Source organism: Neptuniibacter sp. QD37_11 (assembly GCF_047778105.1).
GTDB lineage: Bacteria > Pseudomonadota > Gammaproteobacteria > Pseudomonadales > Balneatricaceae > Neptuniibacter.
This window is the reverse complement of the sequence record NZ_CP180552.1, coordinates 1,847,265-1,859,928: the sequence shown is the minus strand read 5'-3', so window position 1 is coordinate 1,859,928 and position 12,664 is coordinate 1,847,265. Positions and strand designations below refer to the sequence as shown.

At 43.8% G+C, this 12,664-nt stretch carries 16 protein-coding genes; 5 read left to right on the top strand and 11 right to left on the bottom strand.

All coding sequences use genetic code 11. The annotated features are described in order from the left end of the window. Positions 1–11 precede the first annotated feature (11 nt). Positions 12–848, bottom strand: a complete 837-nt coding sequence (locus tag ACMXYT_RS08460) for an alpha/beta fold hydrolase (protein ID WP_415898313.1) — start codon at positions 846–848, stop codon at positions 12–14. A gap of 72 nt (positions 849–920) precedes the next feature. After that, a complete protein-coding gene (gene purB / locus ACMXYT_RS08455) occupies positions 921–2,285 on the bottom strand; it encodes an adenylosuccinate lyase (protein WP_415881313.1) in 1,365 nt (454 codons plus the stop codon). Positions 2,286–2,446: 161 nt separating this feature from the next. Here purB and ACMXYT_RS08450 point away from each other — a divergent pair, with 161 nt between their 5' ends. Then, on the top strand, positions 2,447–2,659 hold the full coding sequence (locus tag ACMXYT_RS08450; RefSeq protein WP_415881312.1) for a hypothetical protein: 213 nt from the start codon (positions 2,447–2,449) through the stop codon (positions 2,657–2,659). A gap of 94 nt (positions 2,660–2,753) precedes the next feature. Here ACMXYT_RS08450 and hflD read toward each other — a convergent pair whose 3' ends face one another. From hflD to ACMXYT_RS08435, 3 genes are read right to left on the bottom strand one after another with little or no spacing between them, the layout of a single operon-like run. Beyond that, positions 2,754–3,425: a high frequency lysogenization protein HflD gene (hflD, locus tag ACMXYT_RS08445; RefSeq protein WP_415898312.1), complete on the bottom strand. Its 672-nt coding sequence runs from the start codon at positions 3,423–3,425 to the stop codon at positions 2,754–2,756. 9 nt (positions 3,426–3,434) lie between these two features. After that, on the bottom strand, positions 3,435–4,538 hold the full coding sequence (mnmA, locus tag ACMXYT_RS08440) for a tRNA 2-thiouridine(34) synthase MnmA (RefSeq protein WP_415911319.1): 1,104 nt from the start codon (positions 4,536–4,538) through the stop codon (positions 3,435–3,437). A gap of 12 nt (positions 4,539–4,550) precedes the next feature. Next, on the bottom strand, positions 4,551–5,000 hold the full coding sequence (locus tag ACMXYT_RS08435) for an NUDIX hydrolase (protein ID WP_415881309.1): 450 nt from the start codon (positions 4,998–5,000) through the stop codon (positions 4,551–4,553). A 168-nt stretch (positions 5,001–5,168) separates the two neighbouring features. On the opposite strand from ACMXYT_RS08435, the gene moaE reads away from it, so the two are divergent. Continuing rightward, complete coding sequence (gene moaE, locus ACMXYT_RS08430) at positions 5,169–5,627, top strand: molybdopterin synthase catalytic subunit MoaE (RefSeq protein ID WP_415881308.1); 459 nt, start codon at positions 5,169–5,171, stop codon at positions 5,625–5,627. Between the two features lie 26 nt (positions 5,628–5,653). Beyond that, the gene (locus tag ACMXYT_RS08425) at positions 5,654–5,962 is read left to right on the top strand and encodes an NIPSNAP family protein (protein ID WP_415911318.1); all 309 of its coding nucleotides are present in this window, start codon (positions 5,654–5,656) and stop codon (positions 5,960–5,962) included. Positions 5,963–5,974: 12 nt separating this feature from the next. Here ACMXYT_RS08425 and ACMXYT_RS08420 read toward each other — a convergent pair whose 3' ends face one another. Both ACMXYT_RS08420 and ACMXYT_RS08415 read right to left on the bottom strand, forming a co-directional pair. Beyond that, on the bottom strand, positions 5,975–7,183 hold the full coding sequence (locus tag ACMXYT_RS08420) for a GGDEF domain-containing protein (protein WP_415898309.1): 1,209 nt from the start codon (positions 7,181–7,183) through the stop codon (positions 5,975–5,977). 123 nt (positions 7,184–7,306) lie between these two features. Next, positions 7,307–8,206 (bottom strand): LysR family transcriptional regulator ArgP, encoded by a 900-nt coding sequence (locus tag ACMXYT_RS08415; protein WP_415898308.1) that lies wholly within the window; start codon positions 8,204–8,206, stop codon positions 7,307–7,309. A gap of 86 nt (positions 8,207–8,292) precedes the next feature. Here ACMXYT_RS08415 and ACMXYT_RS08410 point away from each other — a divergent pair, with 86 nt between their 5' ends. Next, complete coding sequence (locus ACMXYT_RS08410; protein ID WP_415898307.1) at positions 8,293–8,940, top strand: LysE/ArgO family amino acid transporter; 648 nt, start codon at positions 8,293–8,295, stop codon at positions 8,938–8,940. Here ACMXYT_RS08410 and ACMXYT_RS08405 read toward each other — a convergent pair. The 4 genes from ACMXYT_RS08405 to ACMXYT_RS08390 all read right to left on the bottom strand — a co-directional run bounded on the left by ACMXYT_RS08405 (position 8,937) and on the right by ACMXYT_RS08390 (position 11,987). Beyond that, positions 8,937–9,662: an ABC transporter permease gene (locus ACMXYT_RS08405; RefSeq protein ID WP_415911317.1), complete on the bottom strand. Its 726-nt coding sequence runs from the start codon at positions 9,660–9,662 to the stop codon at positions 8,937–8,939. The two genes, ACMXYT_RS08410 and ACMXYT_RS08405, sit on opposite strands and share 4 nt — an antisense overlap. Then, complete coding sequence (locus ACMXYT_RS08400) at positions 9,659–10,351, bottom strand: ABC transporter permease (protein ID WP_415911316.1); 693 nt, start codon at positions 10,349–10,351, stop codon at positions 9,659–9,661. The genes ACMXYT_RS08405 and ACMXYT_RS08400 overlap by 4 nt, the downstream gene beginning before the upstream one ends. A 69-nt stretch (positions 10,352–10,420) precedes the next feature. Continuing rightward, on the bottom strand, positions 10,421–11,170 hold the full coding sequence (locus ACMXYT_RS08395) for an ABC transporter substrate-binding protein (RefSeq protein ID WP_415881302.1): 750 nt from the start codon (positions 11,168–11,170) through the stop codon (positions 10,421–10,423). 43 nt (positions 11,171–11,213) lie between these two features. After that, positions 11,214–11,987, bottom strand: coding sequence for an ABC transporter ATP-binding protein (locus ACMXYT_RS08390; RefSeq protein ID WP_415911315.1), 774 nt, complete (start codon positions 11,985–11,987; stop codon positions 11,214–11,216). A gap of 264 nt (positions 11,988–12,251) precedes the next feature. On the opposite strand from ACMXYT_RS08390, the gene ACMXYT_RS08385 reads away from it, so the two are divergent. Next, the gene (locus ACMXYT_RS08385; protein WP_415911314.1) at positions 12,252–12,659 is read left to right on the top strand and encodes a GNAT family N-acetyltransferase; all 408 of its coding nucleotides are present in this window, start codon (positions 12,252–12,254) and stop codon (positions 12,657–12,659) included. The last annotated feature ends 5 nt before the right edge of the window (positions 12,660–12,664 follow it).

Here is a 12,664-nt window from a genome sequence, read left to right as displayed (position 1 = left end):
TTTAATGGTTCTCATAATGAATCTACAAAACGATTCAGATCATATATGAATCGCTCTTTATGCCATAAATGCGGAGAGTGGTCCGATTGCTCATAAATATGCAATTCTGAACCCTCGATACTTTTATTAACCCACTGTTGTAGCTCAGCGCTATAGAACTGGCTTTCATCGCCGTAGATCAGTAGGGTAGGTAGTTTAATACTAGATACAACTTCTCGGTAATCCTGCTGGGTAATACTATCCCAGCAGCGGGTTAGCAGATCACCAGGTTGCTTTTGTAGATATTTGCGCATCTGCTGGAAACCGCGAGAGTTTTGCTCGTAATTTTCTCTAGAACGTTGGTTCTTACCAAAGGCAATCAGTTCAAGTACTGCCTCAGCGAAATTCTCAGTAAGCCGGTGAATAAAAGCGCTGTTAATTTCTTTACTGAAATCACTGTATACGCCGTGTTGCCATTCATGATCGGTAATTAGCTTTGGTGATTGGTCGACAATACAAAGTCCACTGAGGCGCTTATCACCATGTCGGCGTAAGTACTCCCAAGAAGTCAGTGCGCCCATAGAGTGCCCAATGAGGACAGCATCTTCTATCTTAAGGTGCTCGAGCATAGCTTCGAGGTCATCAGCCATCGCAGGTAAGCTAATATTGCTCTCTTCATGATATTGGTGAGCACCATGGCCACGGGCATCCCAGCTCACCACGCGGTGGTTTTCTGCCAGCTCAGAGGCGAAGGGGAGCCATTCACGAACACTGGCCGTCCAGCCATGAAGAAAAACTAAGGTGGTTTCTCCTTCACCAAGAGAGATGTAATGGATCTCAGTGCCGTCTGGTCGTGTGAAGTGTTCCATGGGGTTAATCTATGCCTTATATAAAAAACGGGGCTATAGCCCCGTTTCATAAAACTGATTAATTAGATCAGCTTAGATCTTTTTAGCTTGATCAACAGCGTTACCGATGTAGCTATGAGGAGTCAGTTCTTTAAGTGACTGCTTAGCTTCTTCTGGCATGTCCAAAGTATCAACAAACGCTAGGATTGTCTCTTTGCTCATGTCCTGGCCACGAGTTAGCGCTTTTAGCTTCTCGTAAGGCTCTTCGATAGCGTAACGACGCATTACTGTTTGGATAGGTTCTGCTAGAACTTCCCAAGCATTTTCTAGATCTTCGTTTAGCTGAGCTGGGTTAAGCTCAAGCTTGCTAATGCCTTTCAGGCTAGACTGATAAGCGATCAAGCTGTAACCGAAACCAACGCCCATGTTACGTAGAACAGTAGAGTCAGTTAGGTCGCGCTGCCAGCGAGAAATAGGTAGTTTCTGCGCTAGGTGGCTCATGATTGCGTTCGCAATGCCCAAGTTGCCTTCAGAGTTTTCGAAGTCAATTGGGTTAACTTTATGCGGCATAGTTGAAGAACCAACTTCACCAGCAATCGTTTTCTGCTTGAAGTAAGCCTGAGAGATATAGCCCCATACGTCACGATCGAAGTCGATTAGGATCGTGTTGAAACGAGCAACAGCATCAAAAAGCTCTGCGATGTAGTCGTGTGGCTCGATCTGAGTTGTGTATGGGTTAAAAGATAGGCCAAGGCTTTCAACGAAGTCTTTAGCGTTTTGTTCCCAGTCGATGTCAGCGTAAGCAGATAGGTGGGCGTTGTAGTTACCAACGGCACCATTGATCTTACCTAGAAGCTCAACATTCTGAAGCTGTTTGATCTGACGCTGCATACGGTAAGCAACGTTAGCCATCTCTTTACCAACAGTAGTTGGAGAAGCCGTCTGGCCGTGAGTACGAGAAAGCATTGGTTGCTCAGCAAATTCACGACCCATCTTAGCGATTTCGTCAGTAACTTGCTGCATCTGTGGAACTACAACATCAAGACCGTTTTTCAGCATAAGTGCGTGAGAAAGGTTGTTGATGTCTTCAGATGTGCAGGCAAAGTGAACAAATTCATTGATCGCCATTAGCTCAGCGTTATCTTTGAATTTGTCTTTAATGAAGTACTCAACCGCTTTTACATCGTGGTTAGTAGTACGTTCGATCGTCTTAACAGCCTGAGCGTCTTCAGGACCGAAGTTATCAACGATCGAGTTCAGCAGAGCATCAGCTTCAGAGCTTAACGCTGGAACTTCAGTGATTTGTGGATGCGCAGCTAGTTTTTGTAACCAACGAACTTCAACTTCAACGCGGAAGCGAATCAGGCCATATTCACTAAAAACATCACGCAGGTCAGCTGTTTTGCTGCCATAGCGGCCATCAACCGGAGAAACGGCTGTCAGTGCAGAAAGCTCCATGAATCGATCTCTACCTTTTAGGTTAAAAAGAAGGCGCGCATTATACCTGAGTCGAGGGACTTTTCGTAGGGGTATATGGATAAAGGGCGCCGCAAGTTCTAAGCTTAAATTGTCGCTACAAAATATAGCTAAATTTAGCTGAATTTGAGGAGGGTAGTTATATGACTATGTCTGTTACCGGCTCCTTTGGGTCCAGCGACCAAACCAAACTGGTATTTGATGACCTGATGGCTAATGGAGTACCAAGAGAGCAAGTGTTTATAGATAAAAGCTGCAATATGGTCAAAGTATTGATAGCTGACGCTGCGGAGAGTGATATCGAAGCTATGCTTCGTAGTCATGACGCAAATGAGTTATCGGTTCGTCACGCGTAACTTTGTAATCGATACATAAAATGGATAGGTAAATACAAAACCGGATGCTTTAGCAAGCTATCCGGTTTTTTATTTATCTAAATGGCGTGGCCTATTATGAGGTGCCCATAATTTTTTTAAGGGAAGGGCGTAGGCGTGATTTGAAGAACAGTAACTGCCAGCGTTTACCGCCTTTCTGACGCCATAGCATAGCACTACGAATACCGGCCAATAGTAATGCGCGTATCTTCGCTGCGTTTTCACTGTTTTGTAGGTGGCGCGGGTCGCCCGTTACTTGAATTCGGAAGCTAAAGCTACTGATCGTATCTTGGTAAAGACTAGCAATATTTGCTATCACATTTGGATGGCAGTAACTGCTCGCAGTTGGCTCTGTATCTGGCTGATCAGAATTAAAGTAGCGAGCTTGCTCAGATACCTGACCTAAACGTTGCGCTACTTTGTTTAGCATTTCTGGATCGCTGCTAAGCTTGCGCTCAAGGTGCATCATGCTTAGTGCGTAGCGAATCACATCTTTGTTATGTTCTGCTCGCGGCTTATCAATCAGATCTCTTAGGTTTTGCAGGCCTAAGTGTAGATTGAAAGGTAGGTCGTTAGCGCCGCCATAGATCTCTTCAGTCGATGCAGGGTTTAACTGCATGATGCTATAGACCGACGTTTCTAAGCTGTCTTGAGCAACCATGCCTCTCGTTGCAATTTGTTCAACGAGAGCGGCTGCTTGAAATAAACCAGCTAGGCCCAGCGCTTGTTCGTCATGCTGTCGTGACATTGGGGCCTCCTAGTCGTCTTTGCCTGTATGTTCGATAACACCACCACCTAGGCAGATATCTTTTGCGTAGATCACCACAGATTGACCAGGTGTGATGGCGCGTTGTGGTTCTGCAAAGCGGATTAGGTAACCGCTGTCACCATGACGTTCGATCGTGCATGCCTGATCGGTCTGACGGTAACGTACTTTGGCAGTGCAGCTATATGGCAATGCAGGTTCTTCATCATTGATCCAGAATATTTCGTCTGCTGTAAGCCAATCGGTAAATAACCGATCATTCTGTTTACCTTGAACGGCGATTAAAACGTTACGATCAAGATCTTTACCTGCTACAAACCATGGTTCTTCTGGGTAATCTTTAAGACCGCCGATCTGAAGCCCTTGGCGCTGACCAATGGTGTAATACATCAAGCCAGAGTGTTCACCAATCACATCACCTTTCGGTGTTTCTATTTTGCCAGGCTGGGCCGGTAAGTACTGTTTAAGGAAATCGCTAAATCTGCGCTCTCCAATAAAGCAGATGCCGGTACTGTCTTTCTTGTTGTGAGTGATCAGGTCATGCTCTTCGGCAAGTTTACGAACTTCAGGTTTTTCTAGCTCGCCAACAGGGAAGAGGGTCTTTTCAATTTCGACCTGACCTACTTGATGCAAGAAGTAGCTCTGGTCTTTGTTTTTATCTAGCCCTTTTAACAGGCGTGTTTTGCCGTCACGATCACCGCGGCGAACATAATGGCCTGTTGCGATGTAATCAGCACCAAGTTCAATTGCATACTCAAGGAATGCTTTAAACTTGATTTCACGGTTACACAAAATATCAGGGTTAGGTGTACGGCCTGCTTTGTATTCCTCTAGGAAATGCTCAAATACATTATCCCAGTACTCAGCAGCAAAGTTGGCTGTATGTAGATGAATGCCAAGTTTGTGACAAACTGCTTGGGCATCAGCGAGATCTTCTTTGGCGGTACAGTATTCAGTGCCATCATCCTCGTCCCAGTTTTTCATGAACAGGCCTTCGACTTGATAGCCTTGTTGCATTAATAGTAATGCTGAAACGGATGAATCTACGCCGCCGGACATGCCGACGATCACTTTTGTATTGCTGTGATCAGTCATGTGTTTATTCAGTTAATTGCTATATTCGTGTATCAGATCTAAAGGGTATTGCTTACCAGCTAGGTAATCATCAATACATTTCAAAACCATTGGGCTGCGAAGTTTGTCCGTATGAGCGACAATCTCGTCGCGTGTCATCCAGACCGCGCGAATGATGCCTTCATCGAGTTCACGCTCTGGTTCGTGCTTGATTGCTTCTGCATAGAAACAAGCGCGATGGTAAGTTGTATTGTTGTTGCCGGATTTATAGACGTAAAACCCCGTTAAATATTTAGGGCTTACGTGCCATGCAGACTCTTCTAATGTTTCTCTGCAAGCGGCTTCTATAAAGGTTTCGCCTTCTTCAATATGACCCGCAGGCTGATTGAAAACTATTTCACCTGAAGATCTTTCTTCTACCAAAAGGAACTTGCCTTCCATTTCTACGATGACAGCAACTGTTGCGTGTGGATGCCAATCCATCATATTCCTCGGTAATTACTCCAATATTTATTGGATAGATGACTCAAAAATTAGTTCGACACAATACCATCAAACCAGTGTTTTTAATAGGTTATAAGCCTATTGAGCATTGCTTCTTTAATAGCTTTTGGTGGTATGATTTCAATATCAATTTAGAGAGGAATTACCATGGCAACAACTCAAGTGATTGTCGCTACAGACAATTTTGATATTGGCGCACTGTCAGAAAGTGTTAGAGCTGATGATGCGACTAGTGGGGCCATAGTCACTTTTACTGGAATCGTTCGCGAATTAGAGATAGCTGACAATCAGCTTGATGCGCTTTTTCTAGAGCATTATCCAGGTATGACCGAGAAAGCGCTTGAGAAGATTGCTACGCAGGCACGTGAACGCTGGGAGCTCGGCAACATTGTAATTTATCATCGTGTTGGCCGTTTAGACCTCAACGAAAATATCGTTTTTGTCGGTGTGGGTAGCGCCCATCGCGTAAATGCATTTGAAGCGGCTCAATTCATCATGGACTACCTAAAGAAAGATGCACCTTTCTGGAAGAAAGAGATCTCCAATGAAGGCGAGCATTGGGTAGAGCAAAAAGAGAGCGATCTAAAAGCTGCTGATTCTTGGTAATTACTTAGAAGAAAGGGGATACGCGGATGGTAACTTGTTACTTGCGCTATGTAATCGATTCGGACAAAGTTGCCGAATTCGAGCACTATGCAAAGCTATGGATTCCACTGGTTCACAAGTTCGGTGGACAGCATCATGGCTATTTCCTTCCGTCTGAAGGTGCTAACAACATTGCACTAGCGTTGTTCAGCTTTCCTAGTCTCGCAGCTTATGAACAATACCGGATAGACTCCTTTAAAGACTCTGAATGCATGGCTGCATTTGATTACGCCAAGCAAACAAAATGCATTCAGAGTTATGAGCGAAGCTTCTTTAAGCCTGTTTTTGGAAACTGATTCGTGCACCGGTTAAGACCAGTGCACGCAGTTGCGTCCATTTTCCTTGGCTTTGTAAAGCTCTTGGTCTGCTTTTTCGAGCAACATATCGTCTGTGGACGTCTGTTGAGTAAGTTGTGCAATACCGAATGTCGATGTTACCGATGACTTAAGCGTATCGGCTTCTTCAAAACGCTTTCTAATGCGTTCTGTAATTTCTGCAGCCTCATCAGACGTTGTGTTAGGGAAGCAGATAACAAATTCGTCCCCACCAAACCGACCAACGAAATCATCCTTTCTGATGTTCGCACGTAATGTATCCGCGAAGGTTGTTAGTATCTTGTCTCCGGCGATATGGCCTAAAGTGTCGTTTACCTGTTTGAAGTGGTCCAGGTCGCATACACAAAGGCTCAATGGGGCATCTTGTTCTTGAGCTTGGGATAGTGCTTGATTTAATTCTTCAAAGAAATGGCGTCGATTAAATAGATCGGTTAGAGGGTCATAATTGGCGAAGTAACTGATTTTTTCGATCGCTTTTTCACGGCTTTTCATAATTTGGCTAATCAGCATCAACATGATGGTGCCGAGAGAGAAAACGAAAAGTGTAAATATCACTACACCTTTTATTATCTGTGCTTCATGCCTTTCAACTGCGTGCGCAGAATTCTGAGTAAATCTTTGAAGTTCATCTCGTAGCGAAATCAACTCTTCAGTTAGGTCTTTTTCCTCTTCAGTCAAAAGAGTTATGAGCTCAGGCGGGTACGCCTCTAGGCTTTCTGCATTATGGGAGATCATCTGTAAAACTTGATTCTGGTACTGCTCATGCTCTGTAATGATCTGCTCTAGAAGATGGTCAATTTTAGACATCTTAAGGCGCGTAATCTCCCGAGGTGAATGTAGCATCGGCTTTAACATCGATTGCAATTTTTCAGTTGTTTGGGAGAAACGGTCGCCTGTTCTAATAAAACTGTTTTGAAGTATAGGAACTACTTTGCTGCGATGAATTGGCTCTAACTGGTGAAGCTTTTCGATCAGTAATGTTTGTTCAAACTGACGATCAATCAGAGGTAATAATTCCGCTACAAGTGGTAGGTCTTTATTGGCGACTTCATAAAATTCAGCTTTTACCTGATTCATTTGCCAGTAGGAAAATGCACCGTTAACAAGAATTAAGATCGCAATTACTGAAGCAAGTAAAAAAATCAGTCTGTTTTTTTTCTTATGGTTTTCAGAGAATTTCATTGATTTTTATATCCAACATTAAAAGTGGGCATCGGTTAAAATATCAGCGTTGCCTATTTAAGCCTATTCTGAACCTGAAAGCATAAATAAATTTTAACTTTTGTAAGGGCTTGTTGTTTTTAATCAGTTAGTTAGAGGTAAAAGATCGACTTCAGCTTGCTTTCTTAGCCTCTGCGTTAATCTCTGGAATAGTCCTGATTTAAGACTCCAGATATGCCAATAAAGCGGGACTTCGATAAACCTTCCTGGGGTCATATCAACTACTTTTCCAGAAGCCTGGATCTCTTTACTTTGCTGATCGGGAACCATGCCGCATGCGTGGCCGCGAATAATGATATTGAAAAACGATTCAGTCGACGGAATACGGTGTTTCGGATATTCGTTGGGACCAATCTTAAAATTGTCCTTTAGATATCTATTTTGAAGTTCGTCCTTATTATTAAATTCAGCAACAGGGGCATTGTAAAAGCCTTCCGCTTTTATACCGTCTGGAAAATATTTATTGATGTAAGTAGGGCTAGCAAGGCAGCGATAGATCATTGTGCCAAGTGGAATACAACTGCAGCCTTGCATTTGTTTTGGATTAGAACTGATGCACCCGATCACTTGACCTGTTTTAAGAAAGTGATGAGTCTGATCTTGATCATCCAGTTTTAGATCTAGAAGGATTTTTTCGTCATCAAGCAGTGGTTTAACCGCGTCTAAAAACCAAGTTGCCAAGCTATCTGCGTTTAAGCCAATAGAAATTTTCGTAAAACCATCCGATTGCTCAAGTGAGATCTGTTCCTGTAGTTCTGCTTGTAGCAGAGATACTTGGTGGTAATGCTTCAGTAACAGCTGCCCAGCCGTTGTCGCTTGTATTGGTGTATTTCTGATTATCAGCGTTTGTCCAACGCTGTCCTCTAGCTGTTTTAAGCGCTGGGATACCGCTGATTGAGATATATTGAGCTTCTCTGCGGCCTTATCAAAATTTCCTTCTTCGAGAATGGCTGCAAGTGCTTGGAGCTGTTTGTAATCGATCATTAGAAAAACTTATCAATCATTAGAATTATTAGTTTTACTGTCTGGTCAGATTTTAGCACTATGCCTGCCATTATTCAGGGGGCAGTATGGTATCCATTTTCACAGGCGCGGCTTTGGCAGCATTGTTAAAGGGCTTAGCTACAAGTGCGGGCCTAATTGTGGCGATGGGAAGCCAAAACACCTTTGTTTTTACTCAAGGTTTGCGTCGTCAGTTTCACTGGCCGATAGCAGCTTTGTGCGCCCTGATCGATATGATTTTGATCGCTGTTGGCGTCGCAGGTATGGGTATACTAATTGCGCAATCAGAGAACTGGATGTTCGCGGCTCAGATCGGCGGGGCTGTATTTCTGTTTGTATATGGCGCTCAGTCCCTGCGCAAAGCTTTAAAGCCACAAGTCATGAAAGAAAATGAAATAGCTTTGAGTGGTTTAGGTAAAGCCTTGATCGTTACTTTGGCGATTACACTGCTCAATCCCCATGTGTATTTGGATACTGTTGTGCTTTTAGGGAGTATAGGTGGGCAATACCCAGAGCCTGAGAGAGTATGGTTTGCTATCGGCGCGATGGGGTTTTCATGCTTTTGGTTTTGGCTGCTGGTCGCTGGAGCGAAGGTATGTCAGCCTATATTCAATAACCCAAGAGCATGGCAGATTATGGATTTGGTCATTTGGGTAACCATGTGGGCCATCGCGGTAACGCTGCTCTGGCCCATCATGTTTAGTCATTCGGGTTAATGCTGAGGGTCTAAATCTTTTGGCTTTTCATTTGGCCAGTGCTGGTGGCGATTAAAGCGTTTTTCCAAATAACGGAATAAAAACACCAAAAGGGCACTGATAATTAGATAGATAACACCGGCTGCAAAGAATATTTCGAGCGGCGTATAAGTTCTAGCGATGATTGTGCGAGCCATACCCGTTAGATCGAGTAGTGTAATTGTGCTGGCTAGAGCGCTGCCTTTAAGCATTAGGATTACTTCGTTGCCATAGGCAGGCATCATAATGCCAAATGCGCGAGGTAGGATGATACGACGCAGCATAAGTGGGTAGCTCATACCTAAGGCTTTAGCGGCTTCAATCTCGCCTTTAGGGATAGATTGAATAGCACCGCGGAGTATCTCAGCGATATAAGCCGCAGTATGGAGCGCAAAGGTGATGATGGCACACCAGTACGGTTCTTTAAGAATAGGCCAAAGCGCAGAGTTCTTAATGAATTCAAACTGAGAAGCGCCGTAGTACACCAAGAAGATCTGTATCAACAGTGGCGTGCCACGGAAAAAGAAGATGTAAGCCAGAGGAAAGGCTTGTAGCCAAGGGCGCTTAGAGATACGCATCAATGCCAATGGCACGGCAAGCATTAGACCGATAAATCCAGAAAAGAGGACAAGCTCAAGGGTCAGTAGAGCGCCTTCTAATAGGCGAGGGTAGTTTTCAAAAATGACATCCCATTCCCAACTCATGCGCGTGCTCCTTTATAACCGCGATTAGCTTTTTGCTCTAGGTAATGTAAGCCGATCATTGAGATTGAAGTCATGAGGAGATAAACCACTGCTGCGGCTAAGTAGAAAGTAAAAGGCTCTTTGGTATTTCCAACGGCAACGGTGGTTTGGCGCATAAGTTCGTTAAGACCTATAACAGAAACCAGTGCTGTATCTTTTAAAAGAACTAAGAATAGGTTGCCTAAACCGGGTAAAGCTAAGCGCCAAACTTGTGGCAAGGTGATGCGTCGAAAGGTTTGGAAACCCGTCATACCAAGAGCAATAGCTGCTTCTTTTTGGCCCTTGGGTATTTCTTGAAGTGCACTACGGAAGACTTCAGTGGCATATGCACCAAAGGCGATACTTAGTGCGATTACGCCGGCAACAAATGGACTTAGCTCTATATATTCGTCATAACCAAACAAGCTGGCGATCGCCATCAAAACGGCAGATGAACCAAAATAGATTGTCAGGACGAGTAGTAACTCAGGCATGCCCCGTATAAACAGGGTGTAACCATTACCAATAGCGTTAGCAACTTTGTATTTAGATAGCTTTGCGCTTGCACCTAAAACCCCGAAAACGAGGCCAATGACTAAGCTGCAAATAGCTAATTGAACGGTTATCCAAGCGCCACTGATTAAGAGGTGCCCAAAGCCCTGAAGATCCATATAGATATACCTGATGAAACAGGAAAAGCAGGTTTTATCCTGCTTTTCCCTAGTTTTCAGTGTTTAAGCTTAGTAGATAGAGAATGGGAAGTACTTAGCGTTAATCTTTTCGTAAGTCCCGTTCTCGATAATCGCTTTTAATGCTTGGTTGAACTTCTCTTTCAATTCACCATCGCGTTTACGGACAGCAATAGCGATCTTGTCGTTAACATCGATCTTATCGCCACGAAATTCGAAGTTTTTACCTTCTTCAGTTTGTAACCAATCGTAAGCAGGTAGTTTGTCAGAAAGAATCGCATCCAAACGGCCGCTCGCTAGATCTAGATAAGCGTTACCTTGAGTGTCATATAGTTTGACTGAAGCTTTGTCGGAATAGTTATCTTCGAGGTGCTGGCCTGCAATCGTGGCACGTTGTGCGCCAATGGTTTTGCCTTTTAGGGCGTTTGGATCGAAATCGCCATCTTTACCGCTGACAAAACCAAGAGAGTTTGAGTAGTAGTGATCAGTAAACGCTACAACACGTTGACGCTCTGGTGTGATTGAAAGGCTGGCAATGATTGCATCGTACTTACGTGCTTTTAAGCCAGGAATGATGCCGTCCCAATCTTGAGCTACGATTTTGCAGTCAGCTTTCATCTCTTCACAAAGTGCTTTAGCAATATCTACATCAAAACCTGCTAGTTCGCCATCAGCATTGATTGTGTTGAAGGGCGCGTATGCACCTTCTGTAGCGATACGGATTTTATCGCCAGCAAAGGCAGGAGCTGCCAGAGTAGAGACAACAAGTGCTGTTGTTGTAATTAATTTCTTAAATCCCATCTTATGATCCTCGCGGAATATTTATTGTTAGTTGCAGGCTGGATTAGAAATGACTGCTTAAAAATGCTTTGCAGCGTTCAGATTTAGGATTGGTGAACACCTCATCAGGTGTGCCCATCTCCTCAATTTGGCCTTCGTGTAGAAATACAATTTTGCTGGATACTTCACGGGCAAAACGCATCTCATGGGTGACGATCAACATCGTGCGTCCTTCAGCTGCGAGATCTCGCATAACATTTAGCACTTCTGCGACAAGTTCTGGATCAAGTGCAGAGGTTGGTTCGTCAAAGAGTAAAACTTGGGGTTCCATCGCCAATGCGCGTGCTATAGCGATGCGTTGCTGTTGGCCACCGGATAGCTGGTTAGGGTAGCTATCTCGTTTGTCGTATAAGCCCACTTTTTTAAGATAGGTTTCTGCTTTATCTCTAGCAGTTTGCTTATCTTGTTTAAGGACATGAATTGGGGCTTCCATGATATTTTCGATCACGGTCATATGCGGCCATAGATTGAAGTTTTGAAATACAAAACCAATCGATGTACGGATTCGTTCTAACTGCTTTTGATCCGCTGTTTGCAAGCCTTCATCTTTGGTTTGCTTAAGCTTTAATGGCTCAGATGCAAAACTGATGCTTCCAGCGGAAGGGGATTCAAGTAGGTTAAGGCAGCGTAAGAAAGTACTTTTACCTGAGCCGCTAGACCCCAAAATTGAGATCACATCGCCAACTTCAGCTTGTAGCGAGATGCCTTTAATAACCTCCAAAGCGCCATAGCTTTTATGAAGGTCTTGTATTTCCAGAGCGAGCTTTGCGTCAGCCATAAAACCGGTACTCCAGTGTACCTTTTTAAACGAAAGCGGCGAATTACAGCAAAATCAGATAGTGTTCGCAATGGCAGATTGATCAAATGATCATGAATAAATTTGTTAATCTATACATGTCTGTAGCCCTTTAAATACGGGGCTTGTGGTGTATTAGTGGATTCTACTGTTTGAGCCGTTTTAACGGGATTCAATGCTGATCAATCTGCCAAAGACAGGTAATTCCACTAAACTAATTTTAGGCAAAAAATTTAAGGAAATTTGATGATTGTGGATATAAATTGTACAGATGTAATCCAAGAGGATGAGGTTGTTGCTCTGTATAAGGCTAATGAGTGGTCATCTGCAGAAAAGCCAAAAGCGCTTATAGCAGCACTAAGAAATTCACATAGTTTAATTACTGCTCGGATCGATGGCAGGCTAGTTGGTTTAGCCAATGCAATCTCAGATGGGCATCTCGTCGTTTATTATCCGCACATGTTGGTGGACCCAGATTTCCACCGTTGCGGCATCGGTAGCAAAATTATGCAGGCGATGAAAAAACGTTATAAAGGTTTCCACCAGCAGATGTTAACGGCTGATGGAAATGCGATTCGATTTTATAAGTCCTTAGGGTTTGAGAAGGCAGGGGAAACGTCATCCATGTGGATCTATGAAGGAAACGAACACTAAGCGTC

Coding starts and splice junctions, on each gene's coding strand:
- ACMXYT_RS08420 (WP_415898309.1), bottom strand. CDS start 7,183: ATGAAATTCTCTGAAAACCATAAGAAAAAAAACAGACTGATTTTTTTA.
- hflD (WP_415898312.1), bottom strand. CDS start 3,425: ATGTCACGACAGCATGACGAACAAGCGCTGGGCCTAGCTGGTTTATTT.
- ACMXYT_RS08425 (WP_415911318.1), top strand. CDS start 5,654: ATGGTAACTTGTTACTTGCGCTATGTAATCGATTCGGACAAAGTTGCC.
- ACMXYT_RS08405 (WP_415911317.1), bottom strand. CDS start 9,662: ATGAGTTGGGAATGGGATGTCATTTTTGAAAACTACCCTCGCCTATTA.
- ACMXYT_RS08395 (WP_415881302.1), bottom strand. CDS start 11,170: ATGGGATTTAAGAAATTAATTACAACAACAGCACTTGTTGTCTCTACT.
- ACMXYT_RS08415 (WP_415898308.1), bottom strand. CDS start 8,206: ATGATCGATTACAAACAGCTCCAAGCACTTGCAGCCATTCTCGAAGAA.
- ACMXYT_RS08435 (WP_415881309.1), bottom strand. CDS start 5,000: ATGGATTGGCATCCACACGCAACAGTTGCTGTCATCGTAGAAATGGAA.
- ACMXYT_RS08460 (WP_415898313.1), bottom strand. CDS start 848: ATGGAACACTTCACACGACCAGACGGCACTGAGATCCATTACATCTCT.
- mnmA (WP_415911319.1), bottom strand. CDS start 4,538: ATGACTGATCACAGCAATACAAAAGTGATCGTCGGCATGTCCGGCGGC.
- ACMXYT_RS08400 (WP_415911316.1), bottom strand. CDS start 10,351: ATGGATCTTCAGGGCTTTGGGCACCTCTTAATCAGTGGCGCTTGGATA.
- ACMXYT_RS08450 (WP_415881312.1), top strand. CDS start 2,447: ATGACTATGTCTGTTACCGGCTCCTTTGGGTCCAGCGACCAAACCAAA.
- ACMXYT_RS08410 (WP_415898307.1), top strand. CDS start 8,293: ATGGTATCCATTTTCACAGGCGCGGCTTTGGCAGCATTGTTAAAGGGC.
- ACMXYT_RS08385 (WP_415911314.1), top strand. CDS start 12,252: ATGATTGTGGATATAAATTGTACAGATGTAATCCAAGAGGATGAGGTT.
- ACMXYT_RS08390 (WP_415911315.1), bottom strand. CDS start 11,987: ATGGCTGACGCAAAGCTCGCTCTGGAAATACAAGACCTTCATAAAAGC.
- purB (WP_415881313.1), bottom strand. CDS start 2,285: ATGGAGCTTTCTGCACTGACAGCCGTTTCTCCGGTTGATGGCCGCTAT.
- moaE (WP_415881308.1), top strand. CDS start 5,169: ATGGCAACAACTCAAGTGATTGTCGCTACAGACAATTTTGATATTGGC.